Consider the following 20525-nt stretch of genomic DNA (forward strand, 5'->3'; position numbering starts at 1 on the left):
TTTATTAATTTCACCATCTGTTTTGATTTTTAGCGAACTTAAATGAATGCATAATAAAATAGATAAGGGTTTACATGCAGAAAATCCACCAATGAATACTTCCTAACAAAAATACGATCCAGGTACAGGGCTATCTACTCTAAAAGGTAATCGCTTTTTTCCAGCCTTCCCAGAGCATTTCAAATATTCTTTTCTTTCCATATAAAACTGTACATTCTCCCCAAAATCCCCTTGAACATCAATATTTTCACTTAAAATCTCAGTTACAATATAACTTGTTGACCTTTGATCGGGAGGCAGTTGATCCAGCTTTCCAGTTTCACTATTTACCTTAAGCCCTCCGTTCCATGGAAAAAAATATGTCTGAGACATTAATCCACAAATGTCAGGTGTTAATGTAGAAACATTTAACCAATCTTGATTAAATGCAAATACAATCTGACCATTACTAATTTCCGCTAACTCAGGATACTCGTTTAAGAGATTATTATTTGCTGCAATTATCAGTTGATTTTCCTCAAGTTGCTTTTTATATATACTTGAAGGTAATCTCATTAATTCTGACAAAACTTTTCCAATAATTTCCGAGTCTCTGTCCGGTAAATAAGAAATAGAATTACAGGACAAATTTAGTTTCTCAAGAAAACCTTTTAATCTTAATAATATTGATTTAATCTCCTCATTACTTCCCCATTTTGCAACATATCTACCTCCTGCAACATTAAGGTTCTCCTCATTATCATCAAAATATTGAATCACTACTGAACCATATTGTATATAGTGCCAGTATTTAATAAACATTTCAGGTTTTAAAATGGTCTTGTGCCTTAAAAAACACTCTTCCAACTTCTCTATCATGCAAACACAATTAGCAATATTCTCATTTTCTGCACTTTGTTTCCCAAAACAACCTTTTGCAGAAGAAATAAACTCTTCTATTCCTTCAATGCTGTTTGATAACAAACAATACCAGTAATACTGATACCATACCCAGAAATCTTCTCCTTTGTCGACTTTTTCAAGAAGCAGTTTTGCTTTTCCGGGCTGGAATTGAGCTGTTAAAGCAAGCGTTAATTCCATTGTTGCCTTTAAATCACCTGGAGATATTGAAAGTGCTCTTTCAAGAAATGGAATTGCCATCCTGTTATGCCCCACATCAATAAAATGATATCCCAGATTATAAAAGGGTTCAAAACTATTGAACTTTGTGATTGCATCCTTAAATAAGTTCGCTTCGTCTGTTGCTCCAAGCTTTAACAAGCACTCATTTGCAAGCTTATAACACCCTAAAAATGAAGGATCCGATGAAAATGCAAAAACAAGAAGTCTTAAAGCCTCCTGATAATTCCCTCCCTCAAAGGCTTTTTGGGCATTATTAAATTGCTCGTTGCCTTCATTATAAGTGTTCTCTTTCTTTTTAAAAATGTGAAATATACCCAATAAATTCACCTCATTTGATAGAAAATGTCCTGATAGCACTTCGACTATATTAAAATATTATTTATGTTTGTATTGCCCAAAAAATTATATATAGCTTGTTTGTTGTGTAGTCTTTTTATTTATAACTAATTATACAACATCTTCGGGCCCTTTTGGACCAGCATTTTGCTGTTTTTATACAAAAAGGTGTGTTACAAAACTAAAAATAGTTTTGTAACACACCTTTTATATGCACAAATCTTAAAACTATATTTTATCCGCAGCACTTTTTATACTTTCTTCCACTTCCGCAAGGACAAAGTTGATTTGGCCCCACTTTCTCAGACTCTCCTAAGGCAGTTTGACTGCCACTTTGATAAAAGCAATTCCAATCCTTTATTTCCTCTATTGCATCGTCAATATAATGATAGTATATGTCATTTCCAGTCCTTTCAAGAACTTCATCCTTATCCATCTTTAGTATTTCTTCCACATCATCAAGTTCAATTACAAGAACATCTACCAGTTCCTTTTCGTATACAGTTTTGATCTCATCAATCACTTCAGCCGGGTATAAATCGCTGCAAGCAGACACAATCTCCGCCATAACCGACTCATTTTTATCCCAGTTGTCGGAGATCAAGAGATCCTTGTAATATTTTAATGCTTCTTCCCTGTTCAATACACCTTGAACAGCGAGTATAGCTATTGCCGCAACAGCATGACTTCTAATAACATCATCTATACTGTCATCTATTATTATACTTTTAATAGGTTCATAATCATTTCCGCACAGTGATGCAAGGAGTCTGCCTGTAGATTCACATACGGAATCCCCAAAAAGTTTATAAACTAAATCACCTGGTAGCCTTAACATATCAACATACACTTTGTATGCATCGGATACCCTGAATTGTGCAAGAAGATATATTGCGTAAATATGCCCAAAATAATCATCATCATTGGCATATCTTTTATAATTGTCATAAACCTTTTTAAGCACATCCATCAATACAGGAACAGCTTCTTGTTCTCTTGTGACCAAATTCCTTAATACAGGTTCCGGAAATCCAACCTTATTGAATTCAATAAGCTTAATTAGTTCTGAAACGGAATACTTTCCATAATCAATGTTATTAGGCAGGCTATTTTTAATTTTATTGTTTACCATGGCTTATCCCCTTTGCTTACACCTTATGATTAACTCTTCAGAACGATTTTGTTTCCTTACAGATAATTTTTCAGGTAAATATATTTTGTTGAACATTTAAAAATTCCGGGATCACATAATCCCGGAATTTTTAGTTTTGGTGAGCCATCCGCGACTCGAACGCGGGACACCATGATTAAAAGTCATGTGCTCTGCCAACTGAGCTAATGGCCCTAATGGCTGGGATGGCTGGACTCGAACCAACGAAATGCCAGAGTCAAAGTCTGGTGCCTTACCGGCTTGGCGACATCCCATTATTGAGAAGTGTGAAGTCGATTATAAGCAATTGCAACTTCTCACCTCTATAAGTTTTAGTGGGGTGGATGATGGGAGTCGAACCCACGACCTCCAGAGCCACAATCTGGCACTCTAACCAACTGAGCTACATCCACCACATTGATGCCTACACAAAAATCATTTACGATTTTGCGAATTTGATTGTTGTCGAAAGAAATTGTGATGTGCATTACAACACGATTTCGCAGACCTCAAAAAAGACACAAAAATATCTTAAGATAAAAAGTCCAATCTGTCAATAGTTATTTTTAATTTTTTATTATTTTTATTTTATCGGCACAATATTCCATATAATTAATATAAAATTTATAAAATTTTTACAAAAAAGTGTTTCCCTTTTTGTTGAATAATGTTAGAATAAGTATGCAGCTGGATAACACTAAAAAATTCTATTCTTATGATAAATGGTGAAAACAATGTTTCTAGCTTTTTTTGAAGGTATTTTTATAGGCTTTATGGGAGGGATTATTTTTGCGGTACTTTTCCTTCGCTATTTAAGCATAATACGAATTAGTGTTGTAAAAAAATCGCAGAAAAATACCCAAAATGAGATTAAATCTCCATACAGCGATATTAATCTCATGGATACTAAATTTAGAGATTGCGGTTAAAGACAATACCTGACGAATGAGGTATTGTCTTTGCATGTGAATATTCTTTTTAACTGGAATGCCTAAATGTCCTTAAGCCATAGATTTACGTCTGCATCACTGGGCATACGCCAGTCTCCCCTTGGTGAAAGACTGATTGTTCCAACCTTAGGCCCATCAGGTAAACATGACCGCTTAAACTGCTGAGAGAAAAATCTCTTAAGGAAAGTCTTCAGCCATTTGATTATCACATCATCTTCATAACTTCCATTAAAAGCTTTTCTGCATAGGAATAAAATCTTATCGGGGGATGCACCGTACCTGATCATATGATATAGGAAAAAGTCATGTAATTCATAGGGACCTATTATATCCTCGGTCTTCTGATTTATATTGCCTTTTTCATCGGGAGGAAGTAACTCCGGGCTTATGGGGGTACTGAGAATTTTTTTCAGCACACTTCTGGTATTCTGATTCGACATATTATCCGCAACCCACTCTACCAGGAATTTTACCAGTGTCTTGGGTATACTGCAGTTTACGGAATACATGGACATATGGTCACCATTGTAAGTACACCAGCCCAATGCCAATTCCGACAAATCCCCTGTTCCAATCACTATTCCATTTATTTTATTGGAAATATCCATAAGTATCTGAGTACGTTCCCTGGCTTGCACATTTTCATATGTAACATCATGAATTGACATATCATGCCCGATATCCTTAAAGTGCTGAATACATGAGGGCTTAATATCAATTTCTTTTATGGAAACATTCAATGACTTCATTAATTCCAATGCATTATAGTATGTTTCATCGGTTGTTCCAAAGCCAGGCATTGTAATGGCATGAATGTTTTCCATGGGAATACCCAATATTTCGAAGGTCTTCCATGTCACAAGCAAAGCAAGAGTTGAATCAAGCCCACCGGAAATTCCGATTACAGTGTTTTTTACACCAGTATGAATAAGCCTCTTTGCAAGGCCGGAAGTCTGTATGTCAAATATCTCTCTGCATCTTTTATCACGGCTTCCCACATCTGCCGGAACAAATGGATGAGGATCAATAAACCTACATATATCATTTAGCTTTGCTTCTTTTATATTAAAACCTATTTTCCTTGCCCTGTTCTTAACATTAGCTTCCATAAAGCTTGTATTTTTCATCCTGTCGTTGTTTAACTTTGCAACGTCTATTTCACAGCATAACAGTTGACCGTTCATGGAGAATCTTTCGTTTTCGCACAATACCCCTCCATTTTCGGCAATCAGTGCATGTCCCCCAAAAACAATATCTGTAGTTGATTCGTAAATACCGCTTGATGCATAGATATATCCCGCAATACACTTTGCAGACTGCTGTTTTATAAGTTCTCTCCTGTATTCGCTTTTTCCAATAATCTCATTACTTGCAGAGAGATTGAACAGCATTGTTGCTCCAAGCATTGATTGGTATGAGCTTGGCGGAACAGGAACCCATAAATCTTCACATATTTCTACACCGAAACACGCACCGTTAAAGTTTACAGCATCAAACAAAAGATCCACTCCAAAAGGAACATTTCTGCCACAAAGCCATACCGTATCACTTAACGCTTTTACCCCTGATGCAAACCAGCGTTCCTCGTAGAATTCCTTATAGCCTGGTATATAGGTTTTGGGAACAACCCCGAGTATTTCTCCCGATTGTATCACAACACCTGAATTAAAAAGCTGTGCATCAATCTTAACCGGCATCCCTACAATTGCAACAATATCAGTATCCTTTGTATTCTCCAATATACTGCTTAAATATGTCATGGACTGTTCCAGCAAAATCTCTTGGTGGAACAGATCCCCGCATGTATAAGCAGTAATGGAAAGCTCTGGGAACAGTATTATCTGGCAATCTTCCTTGTCCGCCTTCATAATAAATTCTACAATTTTTTCAGAATTAAACTCACAATTAGCCACTTTTAGTTCCGGAACCGCAGCCGCAACTTTTACAAAACCATGATTCATATATATCACCCAACTTATTATATAATTAAAATAAGTGTACCATACTTTTTGCAATTAAATAAAGTTATGAGTGATATTTTTATGGTTATATGGGACAAGTCATGGGCAATCCGCCTTCCCACAAATGAAAATCCTGTCTACAATCTTCATAACTGTAATATCAATATCGGTTGTTTCTCATTTTTGCTATATTATTATACTATTAAAAACATACCAATACTGAACCATAATCAAAGCTCATATACAGCATGATATAATTACAGGAGAAATTAGAATGATAAAAAACAGAGAAATTGAAGAAAAGGATTTAAAAGATATATGTTTCCAATGATGTGGTTCAAGGATTCAGTAAAAGCATTTCTCCCGTCAAATAAAATTTTTAACCTCAACCCTTCTTATGATCTTTTTCAATTCAACTTTCATATTTGCCATTTCTGCAATATTAGGTACCCTTAGCCCCTTAAGTTTGCCCCTCGGATTAAAAGCAATAAGGCTCATGGATTTTACTCCAAGTCCCTTACACCTTGATGCCAGGCTGTACAATTCCTTGTCATTAATTCCGGGAAAACATATGGTATTTATCTTGACAGTCATACCATAATTCATACACTTTTTTATTCCATTGAACTGACTCTCAATGATTTTTCCTGCCATTGCCTCAGAATTTACTATTATTTGGTTCCCAATTATAACCCTGGAATAAAGCTTCATTAATGCTAAATTCGATATGGCATTTAAAGAAATATTGACCTTTTGTACCTTCAAATCCTTCAGTTCCTGAACTCTTTCATCAAGAAGTAATCCGTTGGTGCTTACACTGTATATATGATCAGGCATGTATGTGTTAAGCCTTTTAAGTACTTCAAATGTCTGATTATTAAAAAGCGGCTCCCCAGGTCCGGAGATTCTTATTGTTTTAATCCTACTATTTCGCTTTGCAGAAGCATAAGCCCAGTTGACTGCCTGTCGCGGAGTCATTGCCCTACTGAGATGTGCCGGATCGTTTCCATTGTTGATGCAATCATTTTCCTTCGAACAATAATTACACATCATATTGCACAGCGGTGCTACAGGAAGTGATAATTCCTCAAACCATGTGCTCAGTTTTTCATCTCCATAGTATACTTTTTGATTTGATTGGCTCTGCATAAGAATCACCCTCTTTGCAATTTTGCGGTGTAGCACACACCGTAATTTCCCAGATATTAAAAAAAAGCTTTCCTCCAAACAGAATAAATCTGTTTCAAGAAAAGCCTCTACGCCATTTTATAAACTACTTACAAGGTAGTATGTAAATCTCAAATTGTTATAATTCATATTAACATATAACGCTGGTTTCTGCAAGTACATCTTATAAAAATTGCAATTTCGCTCACTGTATATAACTATCTTCCATTTACTCATCTCTAGCTAATACTTTGACTTTTCTGCCGGGCCACCAGTTCAGCTCACCTACTTTTACAGCAATCGCAGGAACAAACAGACTCCTTACAATAAATGTATCCATCAGAAGGCCGACAACCGCTGCAAACCCTATCTCAAAAAGGGGTTTTATCGGAGAAGCTAGAAGTGCTCCAAAGGTACCTGCCATAATAACTCCACAGGAGGTTATTATACCACCCGTTGAAGCAAGTGCCCTTGCTACCCCGCCTGTAACATCTCCGGGTTTATACTCCTCCTTCACCCTTGAAATGAGGAATATGTTATAATCCACACCCAGAGCTACAAGGAGGCAAAAAGCAAAGAATGTAGTTGACCAACTAAGCCCTTCATAACCCATTATTACCTGGAATACAATAAAACTAATACCCATTGTTGTTGCATAGCTTATAACTATCGTAAGAAGCAGATAGAAAGGTGCAATAATGCTCCTTAAAAGCAGGCAAAGCACTATAAAGATTCCAATTAGCACAAATAACATAAGCTTTACAAAATCATGGGCAGTTATATCCCTTACATGGTCAAAGGTTGCGGATATACCCCCTACATGCATTGTTGAACCATCTAGGTATGATTTTTTCAATGTTTCTTCAACAACCCTTTTAATATCCTTGGATGTGTCTAGAGCCTCTATTTTATACGGCGGTATGGACAATACCACGTCAAGTACCATACCCTTTGAATCTTCAGATATATATCCCTTCATGGCATTTTTAAAATCCTTGAATCCCGGTTCAATTTCTTCTGCATTGGCCGGCATAAAGAAGGTACTGTCACTGTCCTTGTGTGCTGCATAATATTCATCTGCATACAGCTTTATCTTATCAAGGCCTTCAGTTAACTTGTCAAGGTCCATCTTGCTATTATCCAAGCCTGAAAATGCCTCTTTCAGGCTGCCCATAGCAGTTGTTATCTCATCCTGCGCCAACTTCTGTCCATCCCTTATTTGCTCTAAAGCAACCTGTACCTGGTTAAGTGCAGACGACGATTTTACTATCCCCTCACCTACCTTTGAAAGCCCATCCTTAGCAGACGAAATACCTTCATTGGAGTCTGACATACCCTTTTTTATATCCCTAAGTCCAATTGATATCTTGCCCATGTTTTCAGATACACCCGCAACTGTTCCTAAAGCAGTCTGGTAGTTTATATCCTGAACAATTTCAGGTTTGTCCTTAGCCATCCCTTCAAGACTTTTCTTCGCATTTACAATAGCTGCAGCTGCCTTTTCTATACCCTGAGCAGTATTATCTACGCCTGTGGTCAATTTTTCAAGACCTCCATTAATAGCTGTAAGACCATTTGCTGCACTCCTGGTTCCTTCTCCCAGGCTTTCAAGACCGTCATTAACATGAGATATACCTTGGATTGTCTGTCCTGTGGCGTCAACAAGCTTTCCAAAGCCACCCTTTCCCGACATATTATCCGCCATTTTATTGATATCCTTAACCTTGTCAAGACTGTTTTTTGTATTGTCAGACTGTTGTGAATTATCCATTTCTTTAGATATACTATTTAAAAAGTATGATACTGTAAGCTCATTCCTTTTAGTGCCATCAGGTCTTGTAGCAGATCTAACTTTGGCTACATTATCAATCTTGGAAACATTTTGAGAAATCTGTTCAACTACCTGCAGCGATTTGTTGTCCAAAAGGTTTTTATCGGATTTTATGACTACTCTAACAGGAAGTATCTCACCCTGTCCAAAATGTTCGCTCATAATATTAAAACCCTTGACGCAATCTGCCGATGCCGGCAATTCATTAAGCTGGTCAAATGAACGGTCAAGACCTTTTACTGAAATCATAAATGGAACAAATATGATAAGACATACAATTATAAATCTTGTGGGCTTCTGAGTAACCAAAAGCGATAGCTTATACCAAAACGTACTCTGCTTCTTTCCTGTCTGTCCTTTTGATGGGCGAGCAGGCCAGAATATTTTTTCCCCCAGGACCGAGACTATAGAAGGGGTCAGAGTCATAACTGCAAGCAATGTTATTGCAACCCCTATTCCTACACTGGGTCCCGTTGTTTTATAAAGTCCAAAATTTGCAAAGAACATCATTGAAAAACCTATAATTACTGTTCCGGCACTTGATATTATAGCCTCGCCAGTGCTGGGAACAGCAGATTTTAATGCTTCCGTCTTATCCTTGCCCTGTGATAATTCTTCCCTGAACCGAGATATTATGAGGAGGCAATAATCCGTCCCTGCACCAAATAAAACTGCAATTAGAAATGTCTCGGTAAAAGATGATACGTTTAGTCCTAGTTCCGCAAGCCATGCCACCACTCCTCTGGATATAAGAAATGAAATTCCTATCGTTATCAAAGGTACAAATGGTGCAATAGGCGATCTGTAAATAAGCAAAAGCACCACAACAAGAAGCACTATGGTAATTATAGCTGTTATTTCCATGCTTTTATTTACAGTCTGATGTTCCTCCTGCACAATCGCAGCATCTCCTGTTATGTTTACTGAAAGCCCTCTCGGTGCATCGGGCATACCTTCAATCTTCCTGTCGGAGTCTTTTTTGAGGCCGTCCCTCATTGTAATAATTAGGTTATCCGACTCCTCTGTATACATTTTGACACTCAGGTCAATTGTCATAAGAGCAGCCTTTTTATCCTTACTGATCATATAGTTTTCAAACTCTTTTTTAGATACCGGAGATACTATATCCGATATCCTATAATCTTTTTCATGCTTCCTGTAAAACTCCTCCAGGCTCAGCATATAGTTTTTGTCCTGTTCCGTGAGCCCTTCCTTGTTTTCAAAAACAAGAGTGAGGCTGCACTTTCCGCCTTTAGCCGGAAACAATTGGTTATACAGGGTATTGGCCTTAATAGGATCGCTGTCCGGGGGTAAGAAACTCTCCTGGTTACTGCTTGCAACTTTGGAAAGGGAAGGTGCAAAAATCTGCACACATATTACAAATACAATCCAGAATGCAATAAACCCCCACCTGAATTTGACAATAAAATCACTAAGTTTCTTTAACATACATTAGCTCCTCCAAAACATTCTGCATAGAGATTATAGATAAATACTTTACTTATTCTTTAAAACAGCCCTAACATATATTTATGCGGGCTGTTTTAACAATAATATTATTTACTTAGTCCTTTAATTCTCTCAACAACTTTATCGTACATTTCTTGATATTTCATTAGCTTTGACTTTTCTTCCTCTATAACTTTTGCAGGAGCTTTCGCCACAAACCCTTCATTTGAAAGCTTTCCTTTTACTCTTTCCAATTCCTTCTCAAGGTTGGCTTTTTCCTTTTCAAGCCTCTCTATTTCCTTTTCCATATCAACAAGGGCATCAAGCGGAATAAATATTTCTGCTCCTGCAATGACTGAGGACACAGCATCTTCAGGAACTCCGTTTTTATCCGACTGGACAACCACATCCGATGCACTTGCCAGTTTCTCAAAGTAGGTTCTTCCTTCCTCAAGTATCTTCTGCTCTTCATTTCCTGAGGCCACAAAAATTATTTTAGCTTTCCTTGATGGGGGCACATTCATCTCCGCCCTTATATTTCTTATACTGCGTACTGCCTCCATAATAAGCTGCATTTTAGCTTCATCTCGGGAATAGTTATACTTTTCAACATACTCCGGCCATTTTGAAACCATTATGCTATCATCATCGTTTATAAGATGGCAGTAAATCTCTTCAGTTATAAACGGCATAAATGGGTGGAGCAGCTTTAATGCATTGCCTAATGTATAATTTAAAACAAACTGGGCTTCCAGCCTTGATTCATTCTCTTTATCATAAAGCCTTGGCTTTACCAATTCTATATACCAGTCACAGAATTCTTCCCATATAAACTCATAAACCTTCTGCAATGCTATTCCAGCCTCGAACCTTTCCATGTTTTCTGTAATTTCTTTAGAAAGGTTATTTATCCTTGTAAGTATCCACTTGTCTGCAACAGTAAACCTTGCTTCATTAACTTTGGAAAAATCAATATCCTCATCAAAGTTCATAAGAACAAACCTTGAAGCATTCCATACTTTATTTGTGAAGTTTCTGCTTGACTCAACCTTCTTATCAGAGAACCTCAGATCGCTTCCCGGAGATACACCTATTGTAAGTGCAAACCTCAATGAATCGGTTCCGTACTTATCAATTACCTCCAGCGGGTCTATACCGTTGCCTAAGGATTTACTCATCTTACGGCCCTGCTCATCCCTGACTATTCCATGGATAAACACATACTTAAAAGGCTCTTTGCCCATCTGCTCCAAGCCCGAGAATATCATTCTCGCAACCCAGAAGAATATTATATCGTATCCGGTTACAAGGACGCTTGTTGGATAGAAATAGGCAAGATCCTCTGTTTTTTCCGGCCATCCCAGCGTTGAGAAAGGCCATAATGCAGAGCTAAACCATGTGTCGAGTGTATCGGGATCTTGCTGGAACTTGGTTCCTCCACAGTCCGGACATGTATCGGGCATTTCACTTGCAACAACAGCCTTACCGCATCCCTGACAATAATAAGCCGGAATCCTGTGTCCCCACCACAGCTGTCTTGAAATACACCAATCCTGTATATTTTCCATCCAGTTAAAATAGATTTTTGCAAATCTTTCAGGTACAAACTTTATGGTTCCATTTCTAACAGCTTCTATAGCAGGCTCCGCTAATGGCTTCATATGAACAAACCACTGTTTGGATATCATTGGCTCAATAACGGTGCTGCATCTGTAGCATGTTCCTACGTTGTGATTATGGGGCTGTATCTTAAGAAGCAAATCCAGATTCTTAAGGTCCTCAATTATCTGCTTTCTTGCCTCATATCTGTCCATCCCCTGGTATTGTCTTGCGTTTTCATTCATGGTGGCATCGTCGTTCATAACCTTGATCTGGGGAAGGCTATGTCTTAATCCCACCTCGAAGTCATTTGGGTCATGTGATGGAGTTATCTTAACTGCACCTGTACCAAAATCCTTATCAACATAGCTGTCGGCTATTATAGGTATCTCCCTGTTCATGAGCGGTAAAACAACCATTTTACCCAAAAGGTGCTTATACCTTTCGTCATCAGGATTAACGGCAACAGCAGTATCTCCCAGCATTGTCTCAGGCCTTGTTGTCGCAACCACTATAAACTCATTGGTATCCTTTACAGGGTACTTTATATGCCAGAAGCTTCCTTCCTTTTCCTCATACTCAACCTCTGCATCAGATATGGATGTATTACACTTCGGGCACCAGTTTATTATCCTTTCGCCTCTATATATAAGCTTTTTGTTATAAAGCCTTATGAACACTTCCTTAACTGCTTCTGAAAGGCCCTCATCCATTGTAAACCTTTCTCTTTTCCAATCACAGGAGCTGCCAAGCTTTTTAAGCTGCTCCACAATTCTTCCTCCGTAGAGTTTTTTCCAGTCCCATGCTCTTTCAAGGAACTTATCGCGACCTATCATTTCTTTTGTTATGCCCTCTTTAGCCATAGCCTCAACTATTTTGGCTTCAGTAGCAATACTGGCGTGGTCGGTGCCGGGAAGCCACAAAGTGCTGTACCCTTGCATCCTTTTCCATCTAATGAGTATGTCCTGCAGAGTATTGTCAAGAGCATGCCCCATGTGAAGCTGGCCCGTAATGTTAGGAGGGGGTATGACAATCGTATAAGGCTCCTTCTCTTTATCTATTACTGCATGGAAATAATCATTATCCATCCACTTTTTATATAGTCTTTCTTCAACTTGCTTAGGATCATATGTTTTTTCTAGGTTTTTGTTTTCTTCCATTATATTCGACCTGCCTTTCTTAAAGTATGATTAAAAATACTAAAAATCAATTATTATACTCTTGTGTCAGCCAAGAACATGATAAAACCCGGCAATGCAAGGATCATACCCAACATCTTGCACCTCACAACCGCTTTATTAAAAAGATACTCTTCCAGTTCTTCCTCACTCATCTCATGCTCGAAATCACAGGTTGTTCTTTTGTTAAGCTCAAACCTCTTTACAATAGCTTTTGACCCAAAGACCGTTATTGCACCCATTGCAATAAAAATAATAGCTATAATTTTAATTTGATTCAATCAATCATCTCCTTAGCTTCGCAGACATTATAAAAGCCCTTCATCCAAAAAATGGACGAAAGGCATATTTCCGCGGTACCACCATAATTCCCCTTAGGGCTCTTAAGCGAAATAACGGTCCGCTGCCGTAATAACCTACTTAAGATATATATCAATTTCAGTTATCAAACTTATAAGCTACTTTCACCGATCATATCCCGGAAAAGCTTTCAGCCGCTGGCTTTTCCTCTCTTGGGGCTTATATCGACTAATCCTCTTAATCATTGTTTTTATCATTATACTATTAGATAATGATATATCAATGACTGTACCCTGTCAAGGTACTTTTAACAAATAGAATAAATAGATATATCCATTTGGCAAACTCCCACTGAAGATTTCTAATATTGTTAAATAATATACAATTTAAAGTTCCACCCCAAAAATGTAAAACTATATTTTCACCACAAAAGTTAACAAGTTGCTATACCCAGTGGGAGCCTCCCAAATAGATAGCAAAACCCCAAATGGATTTTGCTATCTTGGTTGTTGCCGTGAGAAATTGCGATGTAGAATACACCATAATTTTTCCGACATTGAAAATTCAATAATATAAATAACTTACTCCCCTAAGAAATAAAATAAAAAAAACAATTCTAAGTTCAATGCAATCGCCTCATAATAATTAATGCAGAATAAATACCATATATCACCTCCAATTTACATTGATAATCATGCTTAACTTTTCCTATTTTAAATTATAGGCGAGACATTTTTGTATATGTTTTGTATGATGTTTGTATAAACCATTTAGATGTATTGAAAAGTGTATATAAATATTGATAAAATAAATCAATATACAGATATTACATTGTTCAGGAGTCCATGCATTGTAACGGAGGTGTTCTAGGATGGGCATTCATTATGTTTATATTGCAATTGGTATTTGCACGCTGATTTTAAACGCCATATTGATTTATTTTTATATTAGAACCAATAAGAAACAAATCCCTGAAAAACATGGGACAGAATCCAAAAAGGAAAGCAACTCATTACTAATTGTAGATGACTCAACCTTGTATGAAGAAGACTATACAATGAGTATTGACAATTCCAACGATCAATAGGAGATTTATAATGGTTGATATAGGTGAGATTCTTAAAGGCAAATACAAAATAGAAAAGCTTATAGGTCAAGGAGCCACAGGTAAGGTTTATTTATGCCGGAACATAGAACTGGACAATCTGTGGGCAGTTAAGTACATATATAAAAAAAACACCAAGATCAAGCTCCTTGCAGAAATTGATATTCTAAAAAAACTCAATCACGTCAGCCTCCCCAAAATTGTTGATGTCATAGAGGATGAAAGCGGTTTTTACCTTGTGGAAAGCTACATTGAAGGAACTCCCCTTGATAAAAAGCTCAAGGAACAGGGAAGTTTTGATGAAGACACTGTAATCGAATGGGCCAAGCAACTTTGTGACGCTCTTTCATATCTGCACGGCATGAAGCCCTACCCTATTATTTACCGTGACATGAAGCCTCATAACATAATAATAACAACCGACAACAAGGCAGTTATTGTTGACTTCGGTATTGCCAGGGAGTTTAAAGGACAAAATACCAGAGATACAATTATTGCAGGAACCCCATACTATGCAGCTCCCGAACAGTTGACTGCCGAGGGTGCAACGGATAACAGAACCGACATCTACAGCCTTGGAGTAACTCTCCATCATTTGCTTACCGGTGCCCTACCCAAATTTGAAGAAACAAGCCTTTTAGAATATAATGAAAACATATCTCCCCAGATGGATTACATTATACTCAAATGTATAAAGAAAAACCTTTCTGAGAGGTATCAGAGCACTGATGAACTTAAGAGAGATTTAAATAACATACACCTTTTAAGAGTTCACAGCTTGGAACATAGATTTAAGAACAGAGTGGTTCTTTCCCTCAGCATATTGATGTCGCTGATTTCCCTCTCTATGGTATATTTAGGCATATCAGCCACTATGAAGGAGACATCCGCTTTTCTGGATATTTCTCCAGAGGTCCTTGCTCTTTCCCCCCAGCAGGAAAGGATAATAAAGATAAACAAGAAATACAGCGATGGTTCAACATCCCCGGTAAAAGGCTCTTATGTAAAGTGGAAATCTTCTAACCAGGGGGTTGCCGTGGTAAGAAATGACAGGGTATTTGCTACCGGTGAGGGAGTAGCTGATTTGGAGGGTGTCTATCAAGACAAAACCCTAAAAATGACAGTGCTCGTCAATAAGATTACAGGCCAGGTAAGTCCTGTAAATATAAACCTGAAATACTTAAAAAACTACTGGGTTACCTCCTATGCCGGGAATGGCAATCATACCGATATTAATGGTGATATAAGGGATGGAGCCTTAAAAAACGCTATACTAGCACAGCCTGACAGCATATCCCTAATGCCGGACGGTAATCTCGCGGTTACAGATTTGGGCAAACTTAGACTCATAAACAAAGACAATGTAAAAACCATAGATTTGGATACTAACGCCCAAATAGCCAGAGTATCACCAAACGGTACAATATATTTTTCCTTTGAACCTTATGAAAACAGCGATCAGCAAATTGTTTTCGGTATATGCAGCTATAAAGACGGCATTACCAACTTTATATATAAAAAAAGCGGCTTTTTGAAAGATATTAAGGATTTTACATTGGACAACAAGGGTAATATCTACCTTGTAGAATGTGAGTCTTTAGGCTATGACAACGTAGTTTCATCCCTTATTTACCTAAATACTCAAACAGGAGGTTATAAAACAATTAAGGAACTAAATCAAGAAATAGACAGCATAGCAATTGATAAGCTGGACAACTTATTTATCAGCTTCAGGGAAAACGGCTCCATATACAAACTTGATAAAGCCTCTCAAGATTTTATGCTATTTGCCGGCAGCAAAGGAGAACAGCATTTTGTCGACGGCAAAAACAGCAGTTTTTTTGCACCAATTAGAATAAAAGCCATTGATGAATATTTATATGTATTAGATAAGAATGTATTAAGGAGAATTTCCATAGATAATAACGGAGATGCCTCAGATGTTGAATCCATAGCTGGGCAGCCCGGTAAAGGCTCCCAGGAAAACACCAATAGTGCTACCCTCCTAAAAAACTACCCTGGTTTCTATGCCTTATTTAAAGAGCCCTGTGATTTTGAAGTTGATAAAGAGGGAAATATATTTGTTACAGATTTAAAAGGTTATGTGATATGGAAAATAACAAATAACCCATAGATCTTAGCTTGTTAAAGGCACAGAATTTAGTCTTCAGGTATCACAAAAGTGTACTCCCAGTCAGCAAATTTTATTTTATCATTGTTAATTATTTCTGTATCGACAAGTTTATCAATTCTTTTACCATTAACAAAAGTACCGTTTGTAGATCCGAGATCCATTAAATAATACCGGCCTTCTCTTACAAAAATCTCTGCATGATTTTTGCTAACAAAGCTGTTATTGCATACGTAATCGGCATTCTTATTTTTTCTTCCTATAATAAAGTCTCTTTTATCGATATTTATTTTTTCTGTTTTATCCTTTGCAGTAGGATCACTGCCTTCATTTATCCTGCGTACCAAATAAGGATAGACAGGATTCTCAACCACCATAGTTAAAGTATAGCCGTCATCATTCTTTATCTTTTCATACTCATAGGCCGCTCTTAAAACCTTACCTGGAAAATCATCATTGCCTGCATATGTCAAAAGCTCATCCTTTGCCTGCTGCGGAAGCCCTGACTTTATCAAAATCCCAATTATTTCATCGGAAGATATTGTTCCACTTCTTAATACCTTAACATATCTATCATTTATTTGTTTTATCAACTCATTTATTGTGCATCTCTTGGAACTCAATCCATCGCTTGGCATGTATTTGCCTTTTTTCCAGTTGTCTAGAGTGTCCTGACTTATCAAAAGTTTTCTTGTAAATTCGGCACCGCTTATAAAAAGTGCTTCTATTATTTCAGAAAGTATCCATGCAAAAACATTCATAAACCCCTCACCAATCACTTTAAAAACTTCGGTAAATTCCTCGGTAAAAACTTCGGTAAAATTCTCCCATACAATTTCCTATTTTACTTCTACAAAAAAAGTAGTACCTTATTGTTGTGAGATATAGTTACAAATTCATACAAATATTTTATTTTACTTTTGTAAAAATGTCAAAATTCTAAATACATATTATGAAAAGAATTATTTAGGAGGGGTTATTTATGGACAGGCAGGTTCTGACAACAGTGCTTGATATATTGGATGTAAAAAAATCGTATGCTGCAAAGGTAATTGGTGTAAACAATTCAACCTTCAGCCTAAAGCTAAAAAATTATAAGATGAGATACCGTTTGTTTGACGATGAAATAACCTTGCTTATAGAAAAAATATTCAAAGAAAGTCTCTTTATTAAGGAGAATGATGAGTCTGTCAAGGTAATTAGAAAAACAGCAAAAGCCAAACAAATAGCAGAGGCACTTATTAATTTAATGCAGGCAGACCAAAAGAAATACGACAGCAGTTTACCGACTTTAACCGATGATAACTATCCTGAATATATTATAAGCCTAATCTGGCTGGAGCAAGTGAAAAACAATGACATGTACGCACTTAAGAAGCTTAGCAAGGCAAACAAAGACAAAGGTGCTGTTAAAGATATTGTCAAAGAGGCTGATAAACATGTGCATGATGAGTACAGCCATAATTTTATGGCATGTGACAACATTTTTTCCCGGGAAATAATTCCAAAAACACAAATTGACATAAAGAATTTAATCGAAGATAACTACATACTTACATCGATAATAAAAAGACTCCTTAATGAAATGGCCAGCGACAGCTTCAGTACTTACACCCCTTTAAACTGACTGACTGCGGCCCTTTGGGATGATGTTCTCTGATTTTTAGAGGATATCATCTTTTTTATTGTTAGTGACAATTAAAAACCGACAAAGGAGTTTTAACATAAATTCAACCCTAATTTTATTGAATAAAAATAGCACATACTGTATAATTTAAATATTCAAAAACAAATATAACTTGAGGTGAACATATTGAATACTATTTTTGAAGGCGGGATTACTTCCCCAAAAGGATTTTTAGCTGCTGGTGAAGCATGTGGAATAAAGAAAAACGGTAAAAAAGACATCGCAATCATTTCTTCAATAGATACTGCAGTTGCTGCAGGTGTTTTTACAACAAATAAGGTAAAAGGCCATTCTCTCCAGGTTACTATGGAGCATATAAAAAGCGGTTATTCCAGAGCACTTGTTATAAACAGCGGAAATGCCAATGCATGCATCGGCGAGCAAGGTTACAAGGATGCAGTTGAAATGGCAGAGCTTACCGCAAATCTTCTTCAATGCGAGCCTGAAGAAATTTTGGTTGGGTCAACCGGTGTAATTGGCGTACCTCTTAACATGCCGTCAGTTCGTGCCGGTATTCGTACAGCGGTGCAAAAGTTATCTGAAAATGGAGGTCATGATGCTGAAGAAGCAATTATGACTACGGACTTAAGATCAAAAGAAATAGCGGTGGAGATTGAAATTCAGGATGCAAAGGTCATTATAGGCGGAATGGCAAAAGGTTCAGGAATGATCCATCCAAACATGGCTACAATGATTGGAGTCATTACTACTGATGCAAATATATCCCGTGGCCTCCTTGACAAAGCTTTAAAGGAAGTTGTGAAAAAAACATTTAACAGGGTATCGGTTGACGGTGATACCAGTGTTTGCGATATGGTTGTGGCTTTTGCAAACGGCGAAGCCAATAACTCTGGGATTGTTAAGGAAAATGTTGATTTTGAGGCCTTTAAGAAAGGGTTTGAATATGTTTGTACCTTCCTTGCAAGGGAAATTGCAAAGGATGGAGAAGGTGCCACAAAATTGGTAGAGATAGCAGTAAATGGTGCTTCATCTGAAGAGGATGCATATAACGCGGTATGCTCGGTTGCAAAATCACCTCTGGTTAAGACAGCCATATTCGGCGAAGATGCCAACTGGGGAAGAATCCTTACAGCAGTTGGTTACTCGGGAGCAGACTTTGATCCTAACCTTGTGGACATATCAATAGGCAGCCTGATGGTGTGCAGAAACGGATGTGCACTGGATTTCGATGAAGCTGCTGCAAAAAAAGTACTTAAAGAAAAAGAAATAAAGATTGCAATAAACCTTAAAAAGGGCCAGTTCTCAGACAGGATGTGGACTTGTGATTTCTCGTATGATTATGTTAAGATAAACGGAAGCTACAGAACATAAATTATTTACCGCCAATAGAATAGTCATAATTTCTCAAACCAATTAAACTTCACAGTATGTGAAGTTTTTTGTTTGCGTTCTTATATATATGTATAAGCATTTTTACATATAAATTTTTTGTGCCAACTCTCCGATATTTATAAAAATAAGCCGTCTTACAGGAGGTATTGAAATGGCTAATCAACAAATTGTCATTTTCAAAGTGGATGAGGAAATGTTCGGCATAAACATAGAGCAGGTTAAGGAAATAATTACTCCAATGGAGATTTTCAAGATACCCAATGCCCCAAGCTATGTCCAAGGCCTTATTAACCTCAGGGGAAAAATCTATACCATTATGAACTTAAGAAAAAAATTCAACCTGGCTGCAAAAGAAAGCGATGATCATACCAAAATAGTTATACTCAATTCCGAGAGCCTGGCAGTGGGGTTTATAATTGATGTAGTTAATGAAATTATATGGATAGATGATAAAAACATTGAACCCTCTCCTGAAACAATCAAGGCGATGAACAAAAAATATATCACAGGAGTTGCAAAAATAGATCAGAAAGCAGTACTTCTTTTGGACCTTAAGCTAGCCAGCGAAATCACGGATGATAGCGGCCAGCCTGTAGGTATAAATGCACTATGACATATTTTATCTGTACTGCCTAACTCCTAAAATATGTAAAAACCTGATTTTTACCCATTCATATCCTGTCAAAGGATAATAATCCTGATCATCGGTATGTGCTGCCACCAGTATATTACCGTATGATACAGGATTATTTATTTTCACTATTACCGGTGAATGATTAAAATTTTCGCCGCCTGTAAATGAAAGTTGAACAATGTCCCCTGACCTGGCGTCTTTCATGTCCGCCTCCTCTGCAAAGGGCCCTACTCCTCCATCCCGCTTAACAAGAAAATTGTAAAGATAATTTACCCCTGTCCATGATGCAGTCCTGTCATACGAACTGGTATAATACCAACCGTACACAGAATTATAATTCATAACCCTGCTTCCGCTGTATATACATTGAGAGGCAAAATTTGTGCAGTCTCCCCCGAGGTTTTCAAAATTCAAGTAGCGTGGGTTCCTTCCATATGCCCACTTATGTGCATATTCCGCTGCCCTGTCTCTATTGTAGGGTAAAGTGATCAAATCCCTATACATTTTTTCACATCCTGATTACAGTTATTTATTTATATTATGAATGCTGTAGGACTGATGTGACCATATCC

Annotated in this window: 14 protein-coding genes, 3 tRNA genes and 1 other annotated feature; of the genes, 5 read left to right on the forward strand and 12 right to left on the reverse strand. The window is 37.3% G+C overall.

The genetic code is table 11. From position 1 onward, the window contains the following. Positions 1 to 102: 102 nt before the first annotated feature. From VIO64_RS06830 to VIO64_RS06875, 10 genes are all read right to left on the reverse strand, one after another. Complete coding sequence (locus VIO64_RS06830) at positions 103 to 1440, reverse strand: tetratricopeptide repeat protein (RefSeq protein WP_331916490.1); 1338 nt, start codon at positions 1438 to 1440, stop codon at positions 103 to 105. A 253-nt stretch (positions 1441 to 1693) separates the two neighbouring features. Beyond that, positions 1694 to 2590, reverse strand: coding sequence for a DUF1186 domain-containing protein (locus VIO64_RS06835; protein WP_331916492.1), 897 nt, complete (start codon positions 2588 to 2590; stop codon positions 1694 to 1696). Positions 2591 to 2727: 137 nt separating this feature from the next. Next, a tRNA-Lys gene (locus tag VIO64_RS06840) sits at positions 2728 to 2803 on the reverse strand. A 3-nt stretch (positions 2804 to 2806) separates the two neighbouring features. After that, positions 2807 to 2883: transfer RNA gene (locus tag VIO64_RS06845), tRNA-Gln, on the reverse strand. A gap of 61 nt (positions 2884 to 2944) precedes the next feature. After that, a tRNA-His gene (locus VIO64_RS06850) sits at positions 2945 to 3021 on the reverse strand. 578 nt (positions 3022 to 3599) lie between these two features. Further along, positions 3600 to 5519, reverse strand: a complete 1920-nt coding sequence (locus VIO64_RS06855; RefSeq protein WP_331916494.1) for an NAD(+) synthase — start codon at positions 5517 to 5519, stop codon at positions 3600 to 3602. 366 nt (positions 5520 to 5885) lie between these two features. Next, positions 5886 to 6668 (reverse strand): radical SAM protein, encoded by a 783-nt coding sequence (locus VIO64_RS06860; RefSeq protein WP_331916496.1) that lies wholly within the window; start codon positions 6666 to 6668, stop codon positions 5886 to 5888. A 247-nt stretch (positions 6669 to 6915) separates the two neighbouring features. Then, complete coding sequence (locus VIO64_RS06865) at positions 6916 to 9966, reverse strand: MMPL family transporter (RefSeq protein WP_331916498.1); 3051 nt, start codon at positions 9964 to 9966, stop codon at positions 6916 to 6918. A gap of 107 nt (positions 9967 to 10073) precedes the next feature. Further along, positions 10074 to 12725, reverse strand: coding sequence for a valine--tRNA ligase (locus VIO64_RS06870; RefSeq protein WP_331916500.1), 2652 nt, complete (start codon positions 12723 to 12725; stop codon positions 10074 to 10076). 53 nt (positions 12726 to 12778) lie between these two features. Next, the gene (locus VIO64_RS06875) at positions 12779 to 13024 is read right to left on the reverse strand and encodes a hypothetical protein (protein WP_331916502.1); all 246 of its coding nucleotides are present in this window, start codon (positions 13022 to 13024) and stop codon (positions 12779 to 12781) included. Between the two features lie 48 nt (positions 13025 to 13072). Then, positions 13073 to 13297: a binding site (T-box leader), on the reverse strand. A gap of 617 nt (positions 13298 to 13914) precedes the next feature. On the opposite strand from VIO64_RS06875, the gene VIO64_RS06880 reads away from it, so the two are divergent. Together VIO64_RS06880 and VIO64_RS06885 are read left to right on the forward strand one after the other, a co-directional pair. Then, entirely contained in the window at positions 13915 to 14130 is a 216-nt protein-coding gene (locus VIO64_RS06880) for a hypothetical protein (RefSeq protein WP_331916504.1), read from the forward strand. 10 nt (positions 14131 to 14140) lie between these two features. Continuing rightward, complete coding sequence (locus VIO64_RS06885; RefSeq protein WP_331916506.1) at positions 14141 to 16282, forward strand: serine/threonine-protein kinase; 2142 nt, start codon at positions 14141 to 14143, stop codon at positions 16280 to 16282. A gap of 26 nt (positions 16283 to 16308) precedes the next feature. Here VIO64_RS06885 and VIO64_RS06890 read toward each other — a convergent pair whose 3' ends face one another. Next, entirely contained in the window at positions 16309 to 17040 is a 732-nt protein-coding gene (locus tag VIO64_RS06890; protein ID WP_331916508.1) for an FHA domain-containing protein, read from the reverse strand. Positions 17041 to 17261: 221 nt separating this feature from the next. Here VIO64_RS06890 and VIO64_RS06895 point away from each other — a divergent pair, with 221 nt between their 5' ends. The 3 genes from VIO64_RS06895 (at position 17262) to VIO64_RS06905 (ending at position 19932) form a co-directional block, all read left to right on the forward strand. Beyond that, a complete protein-coding gene (locus VIO64_RS06895; RefSeq protein ID WP_331916510.1) occupies positions 17262 to 17906 on the forward strand; it encodes a hypothetical protein in 645 nt (214 codons plus the stop codon). 186 nt (positions 17907 to 18092) lie between these two features. Next, positions 18093 to 19298, forward strand: coding sequence for a bifunctional glutamate N-acetyltransferase/amino-acid acetyltransferase ArgJ (gene argJ, locus VIO64_RS06900; protein ID WP_331916512.1), 1206 nt, complete (start codon positions 18093 to 18095; stop codon positions 19296 to 19298). Between the two features lie 172 nt (positions 19299 to 19470). Next, entirely contained in the window at positions 19471 to 19932 is a 462-nt protein-coding gene (locus VIO64_RS06905) for a chemotaxis protein CheW (protein ID WP_331916514.1), read from the forward strand. Positions 19933 to 19938: 6 nt separating this feature from the next. Here VIO64_RS06905 and VIO64_RS06910 read toward each other — a convergent pair whose 3' ends face one another. Beyond that, on the reverse strand, positions 19939 to 20457 hold the full coding sequence (locus VIO64_RS06910; RefSeq protein ID WP_331916516.1) for an amidase domain-containing protein: 519 nt from the start codon (positions 20455 to 20457) through the stop codon (positions 19939 to 19941). Between the last annotated feature and the right edge of the window lie 68 nt (positions 20458 to 20525).

Source organism: Pseudobacteroides sp. (assembly GCF_036567765.1).
Classification (GTDB): domain Bacteria; phylum Bacillota; class Clostridia; order Acetivibrionales; family DSM-2933; genus Pseudobacteroides.